This window comes from uncultured Blautia sp. (assembly GCF_902497045.1).
Lineage (GTDB): Bacteria > Bacillota > Clostridia > Lachnospirales > Lachnospiraceae > Blautia_A.
The window spans coordinates 1-6,884 of record NZ_CABVDF010000153.1; the positions used below are offsets into that span (position 1 = coordinate 1).

Genomic DNA, 6,884 nt, shown 5'->3' on the forward strand with positions numbered 1-6,884 from the left:
ATCGTATCTTTTTTACCCAAATTTATCACCACCTGTTAAGATTTTCAGCTGCTTCCATTCTTTAAATCGGGATTTTATTTTATGGAAGTTTATCTTAAGTAAGCGGCTCCATAAACGGTGCTGACTTTATGGTAACATAATGTACGGTGCAGAACAATTAAATAACCATAAAGTTTTGCTTATTGTTATAATATTTTTATTCACTCCAGAGGACTTTCCAACAGGGAAACCCTTTTCTTCTCTGCATCTAGCTTTACCTGACAGCCAATAGGCAAGGTAAACATGGGATGGGTATGACAGCAGTCAAATTCTGCCAGAATCGGAATCTCTGTTTCGCCCATCACCTCCTGCAGAATCTCATACGGTTTTCTGCCTGTTCCATTATCATCAAATTTTTCATGTTTTCCCAGAATAATCCCGCTTACCCTGTCCAATACTCCTGCAAGCTTCAGCAATGAGAAGGATCGCTCAATGGTACAGGCATCTTTCAGGGAATCTTCTATAAATAAAATATCCCCTTTTTTTATCTCAGGCATATATTCTGTACCAAAAAATCCTTCCATGGTATTCAAATTTCCACCGATCAGTCTTCCCTGGCATACTCCCGGTTTTACGCATATCCAGTCATTTTTGTACTGTTCTTTTGAACGGTTCTGGTCATCCCATTTAATCACTTCATCCGTCCAGAACTCCGGCATCTGATAATCATAAGGACAGGTTATCTCACTCTTTATCATGGATTCAAAATACTTAAATGTCCAATCCACAAAAGGCGGTAATTCCCCGAAGGAAGAGGCTGCCGCAGGTCCATAGAATGTTACCAGACCTGTTTTTGCATAAACAGCAAGAAGCAAAGCCGTAGTATCAGAATACCCTATAATGATTTTCGGATGTTTTTTCAGATATTCATAATCAATATACGGAAGAATGGAATTTGTATTGTTCCCTCCGATAGAAGCCATCAAAATCTAGACCTTTTCGTTATATAAAAGTTGATTAAATTCCTGCGCCCGCTCCTGAATAGTTCCTGATCTGTAAGAATCCTGTTTTCTGTACAAACTCCCATTTACAATTTCATATCCTCTGGATTTCAGGTATGCAATTCCACGTTCATACCTCACCGGAACTGTTGCGGAAACAGGGGAGGAAGACGAAAACACTCCTATTGTTATTTTCCCACTTATTTTATTTGCCTTCATTAACACACTCATTTATCTCCTCCTCTTTTTCGTTGATCTTAAACTCGCTGCCTGTTATAACCTTTATCACCACCTGCTGATATTTTCAGCATATCACAATAAAACAGGGAACACAATGTGTTTCTGTAACGACATTATTATTGACATAGGATATTCTCTCTGTTATCATAAAATTAACGATAAACATTAAATCTTATATGATATTCATAATATTTTATGTAAAGGAGGCACGAATATGGAAAACTCTGTTATCATCAAAATCAACAGACTGGGACATGCCGGTGTCATCATCATCCGCATACTGAAAGCATTTTTTATTTTCTTACTTACAGTATCGCTCATCGGACTTTTTACCTGGGGCTATATTCCCAAAGGTCATGTTACATTCAATTTCATTGACAAAATAATGGTTGAAACAGACTCCCGGCTGGAATCCATGAATCTTCTCAACGCGGAATTAGGAGATATCACCCTGAATCATTCTGAAGAAACTGAAAACGGCCGCATCTACTGGGGCGAGCATCAGGCGTACTCCCTGAATGATCCCGGAATGCTTATGTTGCTGCTGGTGATATGCTTTGCTGTTTGCTATGTAGTGCTGCGCTACAGCGGAAAGCTGTGCAGAACTATCCGGTACTGCCGTTCCCCCTTTGACCCGGAAATCATCAACGGCCTGAAAAAACTGGAAATCGCCATGATTCCCTGGGCGCTGGCTTCTGTTTTTACTGACCTCTTCGGCACTGTATTTCTCATGAAAGGCAAACCGTCTTTTACCATAAACATAAATCAGCTGCTGCCCATACTTATCCTTTATGCCCTGCTTTTTATTTTCCAGTACGGCGCGCAGCTTCAGCAGGAATCGGATGAAACACTGTAACATATGACCATATAAGGAGAGACACAAATGGCAATTGTTTTAAGACTTGACCGGGTTATGGCAGACCGGAAAATTTCTCTGAATGAACTAGCAGAAAGGGTTGGCATTTCCAATGTGAATCTTTCCAACCTGAAAACGGGAAAGGTGCGTGCAATCCGCTTTTCAACCCTTAATGCCATCTGCAGAGAGCTTGACTGCCAGCCCGGAGATATTCTGGAATATACTCCGGATGAAAGTCCCTGAATCTTTTAAGCTGCTGCTCCATATCTTTTTCTGTTTTTTATCAGTACGATCAATGCAAACACAGATACAAGCCCTTCCGTCACCGGATAAGACAGCCATACACCCCACATTTCAAGCAGTGCGGACATAATAAAGGCTGCCGGGATAATCACCACCAATCCCCTGAGAAGAGAAATAATCTGTGCCGGAAGCGCCTGTTCTGTAGAGGTAAAAAACATGGCAGACACAATATTAAATCCTACAAACGGCGCTGCCAGGAAATACAGTTTCAGCCCCTCTTCTGCGATCTTCTGAAGCTGAAGATCATTTTCACTGTTAAACACCGCTGTAATCGGAGATGCAAGGAAAAAGACCATTCCATAGATCACCGCTGCCGTACCCAACAGGGTTACTATGGCATAGCGCAGGATCTGTCTGGTACTTTCTGCGTCTCCTTTTCCATAAGAGCGGCTTGCGATCGGCTGCATCCCCTGTGCGATTCCCGTAAACATAGACGTCACCACCAATGAAATATTCGTTACTACGCCATAAGCTGCAACTCCCAGATTTCCTCTGATCCCAAGGATAAGAAAATTAAAAACAATGATCACGATCCCGGACGCCAGTTCTGAGATCAGGGATGGGATTCCCAATGAAAATGTCGTTCCCGTCAGCCTCAGATCCGGTTTTTCCGGATGAAAATGAAAATTATTTTTTCTGGCGAACCAGTGTCTGGAAAGCACTCCGATACTGATCACAGGCGCCAGACCTGTTGCGAAAGCAGCTCCAAACATCCCCATTTCCATAGGAAAAATAAAAATATAATCCAGAATAATATTGGAAAAACTTCCGGTCAGCATAGCTGTCATGGCAAGTCCCGGACCACCATCGTTACGAACGAAACACAACAGGAAATCATTTGCCATAAAAGCCGGAGCAAACAGAAGAATGGTTTTGAGATAGATTTCAGTTGTCCCGAAAATCTGTCCGTCTGCTCCCAGAAGACCAGTAATCTTTCCGGAAAATCCAAGCCCCAGCAGTACAAAGATCAGGGCAAAAATTCCAACCAGATATACGGTATTGGTAAATATCCTGTTTCCCTCTTTTTCCATTTTCTGTCCGCGGAAAATAGAATATTTGGTGGCTCCGCCCATTCCCAGCATCATTCCGCAGCCATGCATAAAGCTATAAGCGGGAATAGCGATATTTAAAGCAGCAAGCCCGTTTGAGCCCAGTCCTTTGGCTATAAAAAAAGTATCGGCCAGTATATAGCAGGACAGACCGACCATCCCCAGAACATTAAGACTGGTATACCTCATAAATTCTCCCAGACATGATGTTTTTTTCATAAGACCTCCCTTATCTCCTGACGATACCCCCTGTTTTCCCGGTGAAAAATAAAAACGCCAGCATTTTCGCTTTCTAAGACCTACGGCGAAAAAACTGACGTCTTTTTCCTCTTACCCGGTGGCAGAGGGATCGTTTCTTTTATTTTATTCAGGTGGTATGATATCACATTTCTAAACTTCCCGTCAAGTATTACTGTTCATGATCTTCACAGTAATGTTCTGTGTGGACCGTGCATTCATATGCCATATTTTTAACAGTAGTGTTCTGATGTCAGAAATGATAAGATGTAAATATAAAAATCAAAAAAGGAGTCAGATTATGGATTTTGCAAAAGCCGCTCATGCCTTTCAGGAATATTTGAAAGATTATGACCAGAATAATGATAAAGTTAAATTAAAAATCGTCCACACCTATGGCGTCGTTCGTCAGGCAGAGGAAATATGCCGCAGAAAAAACCTAGGACCGGAGGATACAGAACTGGCAAAGATCATTGCTCTTCTTCACGATATCGGCCGCTTTGAACAGTTAAAACAGTTTGACAGCTTTGAGCCTTCCACTATGGATCACGCCGCCTATGGTGTAAAAATCCTTTTTCAGGAAAGTATGATCCGCCGTTTTCTCAATGAAGATCAGTGGGACGATATCATTCGTACTGCCATTGCGAAACACAGTGATTTTATCCTGGAGGACGTCTCTGATCCCCGCACCCTGCTTCATGCAAAGCTGATCCGTGACGCAGACAAGCTGGATAACTTCCGGGTAAAACTGGAGGACGACTTTATGACCTTTATGGGAATCACAGAAGAAGAAACAGGAACTCTGAAAATCTCCCCCGGGATCTATGAAACAGTTTTCAGAAACAGTACAATCCTGTCCTCAGACCGTATCACAAAAATGGATTACTGGGTATCCTACATTGTCCATATTTTTGATCTTAATTTCCGGGAAAGTATGGATATTGTTGCAGAAAACAACTACATCCAGCGTCTGATCCAAAGAGTTCCCTATTCCGATCCGGATACGGCCCGGAAAATGCAGGAAATACAAAAACATGCCGAAAATTATGTCATGGAATTTCAGGAATCTCCCTTTCTGTGATCCATAATCTTACAAAATATTACTGCCACTGCCGTGCTTACCGCTGTTGCCAATATGGCAGGGCCTACAACAGCCGTAGGATTCACACTTCCATACTTGGCACGGCAGGCAATAATATTCACAGGGATCAGCTGCAAAGAAGAAACATTGATGATCAGAAAGGTACACATCTCCCGACTGGCAGCAGGAGGCGTCCGCAGCTGTTCGCCTTTTCCCTGTGCCGTTTTTTCCTTCTTCCTTTTTTCTTCCAGAACAGCCAGCTCCTTCATTGCAGAAAGTCCGGCGCTTGTACTGGCCCAGGAGATACCAAATAAATTTGATAAAAAATTCAGAGAAATATAATGGCCGGCAGGAGAATCCGGCTCCAGACGCGGAAACAGAAACTTCAGTACCGGACGCATTTTTTCTGCCAGCTGTGAAACCAGCCCGGTATTTTCCGCTATCTTCATGATCCCGGTCCACATAGCGGTAATCCCCGCCATGGCGATACAGAGGCTGACTGCCTCCTCTGCCGAGGAAACTACCGCTTCTGTTACCTCCTGAAGATTGCCTGTAAGTCCTCCATATAAAATTCCCAGCAGAAGCATACTGCCCCATAAATATGTCATTTCTGCCACCTGAGCTGTGTTTTCTCCATATCTTATGCTGCACTGCTTTTCTTTAATCCTGTTCTTTGAACATATCTCGATTTCTATATTTTTGTCAGGACATAATCTCAAAACTTATTTTCACTTCTTTATCACATCACGCATACATTAAAATAAAGTATTCTCTTTCCCGAGGCAGACATGGAAATAAAAGGAATTGATCTCAGCTCCTACAACCCTGTTACCAGCTATTCCGCAATTGCAGATTCCGGGATCAAAGCTGCTATTTTGCGTACTACTCAATCCGAAAATAAAGCAGATCCCTCTTTTGAAAAAAATTATAAAGGTCTGCATTATTACGGCATAAGAATCGGCGTCTACAAATACAGCTATGCCCTGGACGAATCTCAGGCCCGGGAAGAAGCAGGAAAAGTCCTGGAGATATTAGACGGACGGCCTCTTGATTTTCCTGTTTTTTATGATCTGGAATGGTCACGTCAGCGCACGCTTGGTTCTGCTGCCATCACCAGGATTGTAGAAGCCTTCCGCCGCGTTATTCTTGACGGCGGATATCTTTTTGGCATCTACTACAATACTGACTGGTATTATCATGTCCTGGACACCAAAAGTCTTCCCTACGATTACTGGCTGGCAGCTTATCCCTATAACGACCGGGGAACTCTGGTAGAATCTCTGCGTCCGCCTGCAGGTATCGGCTGGCAGTACAGCTCCAAAGGTCAGGTTCCCGGAATTTCCGGAAACGTAGATCTTGACGTATTTTATCAAACATATCCGGTGCGGCCGGAGTCCAGTGGATCGCACTGTCCTGACCATGACGATCCGAAACCTTCAGATTATTTTCTTTATACCATTCAATCCGGAGACACCCTGACCTCCATAGCCAAAAGATACAGCACCACCGTACAGAAACTGGCAGAGCTGAATCATATCTCTGATCCGGATCTTATCTATGCAGGAAATACTTTGAAGATCCCCAGATAAAAACTCTTATCATAACAGCGCCCTGCACTTTCTGATCCATACAGGCAAAAATATATAAAACTCTATTGACATTACAGCAACTGTACAGTTTATGATGTATAAGAACAAATCAGTCTCATAAATTCATCTAAAAACAATCACTTTAAAACTTTCAGGAGGTACCATGCAGGAAAATATTTCAAAAGTAGAAAACCAAAGAAACTTTGTAATCCGGTTCTCATACTGGTTCATTATCACCGCAGTTGTTTTCTTTTTGGGAAAACATATGATACCAGTCTTGATTCCCTTTATCATTGCTTTCATTGTGGCCGGGATATTAAATAAGCCCATAAACTATATTTCACAGAAAACAAAAATAAAAAGAAAGATTGTATCTGTTATTTCTTTACTTTTATTTGTGTTTTGCTCCAGTATTCTTGTAAGCTATTTTTGCTCCTTTATTTTTGGAGCCATAGAAAGTATCTTCTCCTTTCTTCCGGATTTATTTGATAGGCGTTTGCGAAACGCCACAAGCCGCATAAATACGGCATTTTAACTTTTATAAAACAA

At 42.1% G+C, this 6,884-nt stretch carries 7 protein-coding genes and 1 pseudogene; 4 read left to right on the plus strand and 4 right to left on the minus strand.

What is annotated here, in order from left to right; genetic code table 11:
- Positions 1–200: 200 nt before the first annotated feature.
- Together RDS42_RS10660 and RDS42_RS10665 are read right to left on the minus strand one after the other, a co-directional pair.
- Complete coding sequence (locus RDS42_RS10660; RefSeq protein ID WP_308783663.1) at positions 201–737, minus strand: hypothetical protein; 537 nt, start codon at positions 735–737, stop codon at positions 201–203.
- Between the two features lie 81 nt (positions 738–818).
- A pseudogene (locus tag RDS42_RS10665) lies at positions 819–1,211 on the minus strand (LD-carboxypeptidase); the annotation flags it as partial.
- Between the two features lie 223 nt (positions 1,212–1,434).
- Here RDS42_RS10665 and RDS42_RS10670 point away from each other — a divergent pair.
- Positions 1,435–2,076, plus strand: a complete 642-nt coding sequence (locus tag RDS42_RS10670; protein ID WP_308783657.1) for a hypothetical protein — start codon at positions 1,435–1,437, stop codon at positions 2,074–2,076.
- A 27-nt stretch (positions 2,077–2,103) separates the two neighbouring features.
- On the plus strand, positions 2,104–2,319 hold the full coding sequence (locus RDS42_RS10675; protein ID WP_308783658.1) for a helix-turn-helix transcriptional regulator: 216 nt from the start codon (positions 2,104–2,106) through the stop codon (positions 2,317–2,319).
- A gap of 5 nt (positions 2,320–2,324) precedes the next feature.
- Here the strand turns inward: RDS42_RS10675 and RDS42_RS10680 are convergent, their stop codons facing one another.
- Positions 2,325–3,647, minus strand: a complete 1,323-nt coding sequence (locus RDS42_RS10680) for an MATE family efflux transporter (protein ID WP_308783659.1) — start codon at positions 3,645–3,647, stop codon at positions 2,325–2,327.
- Between the two features lie 319 nt (positions 3,648–3,966).
- Between RDS42_RS10680 and RDS42_RS10685 the strand changes: the two genes are divergently transcribed.
- Positions 3,967–4,746, plus strand: coding sequence for an HD domain-containing protein (locus RDS42_RS10685; protein ID WP_308783660.1), 780 nt, complete (start codon positions 3,967–3,969; stop codon positions 4,744–4,746).
- Here the strand turns inward: RDS42_RS10685 and RDS42_RS10690 are convergent.
- A complete protein-coding gene (locus RDS42_RS10690; RefSeq protein WP_308783661.1) occupies positions 4,725–5,354 on the minus strand; it encodes a nucleoside recognition protein in 630 nt (209 codons plus the stop codon). The genes RDS42_RS10685 and RDS42_RS10690 overlap by 22 nt on opposite strands.
- A gap of 180 nt (positions 5,355–5,534) precedes the next feature.
- Between RDS42_RS10690 and RDS42_RS10695 the strand changes: the two genes are divergently transcribed.
- Positions 5,535–6,335, plus strand: coding sequence for a GH25 family lysozyme (locus RDS42_RS10695; RefSeq protein WP_308783662.1), 801 nt, complete (start codon positions 5,535–5,537; stop codon positions 6,333–6,335).
- Positions 6,336–6,884: the final 549 nt, after the last annotated feature.

Excerpts from the sequence above, each read along its gene's own strand:
- RDS42_RS10660 (WP_308783663.1), bottom strand. The coding sequence starts at position 737 with ATGATAAAGAGTGAGATAACCTGTCCTTATGATTATCAGATGCCGGAG.
- RDS42_RS10670 (WP_308783657.1), top strand. The coding sequence starts at position 1,435 with ATGGAAAACTCTGTTATCATCAAAATCAACAGACTGGGACATGCCGGT.
- RDS42_RS10675 (WP_308783658.1), top strand. The coding sequence starts at position 2,104 with ATGGCAATTGTTTTAAGACTTGACCGGGTTATGGCAGACCGGAAAATT.
- RDS42_RS10680 (WP_308783659.1), bottom strand. The coding sequence starts at position 3,647 with ATGAAAAAAACATCATGTCTGGGAGAATTTATGAGGTATACCAGTCTT.
- RDS42_RS10685 (WP_308783660.1), top strand. The coding sequence starts at position 3,967 with ATGGATTTTGCAAAAGCCGCTCATGCCTTTCAGGAATATTTGAAAGAT.
- RDS42_RS10690 (WP_308783661.1), bottom strand. The coding sequence starts at position 5,354 with ATGACATATTTATGGGGCAGTATGCTTCTGCTGGGAATTTTATATGGA.
- RDS42_RS10695 (WP_308783662.1), top strand. The coding sequence starts at position 5,535 with ATGGAAATAAAAGGAATTGATCTCAGCTCCTACAACCCTGTTACCAGC.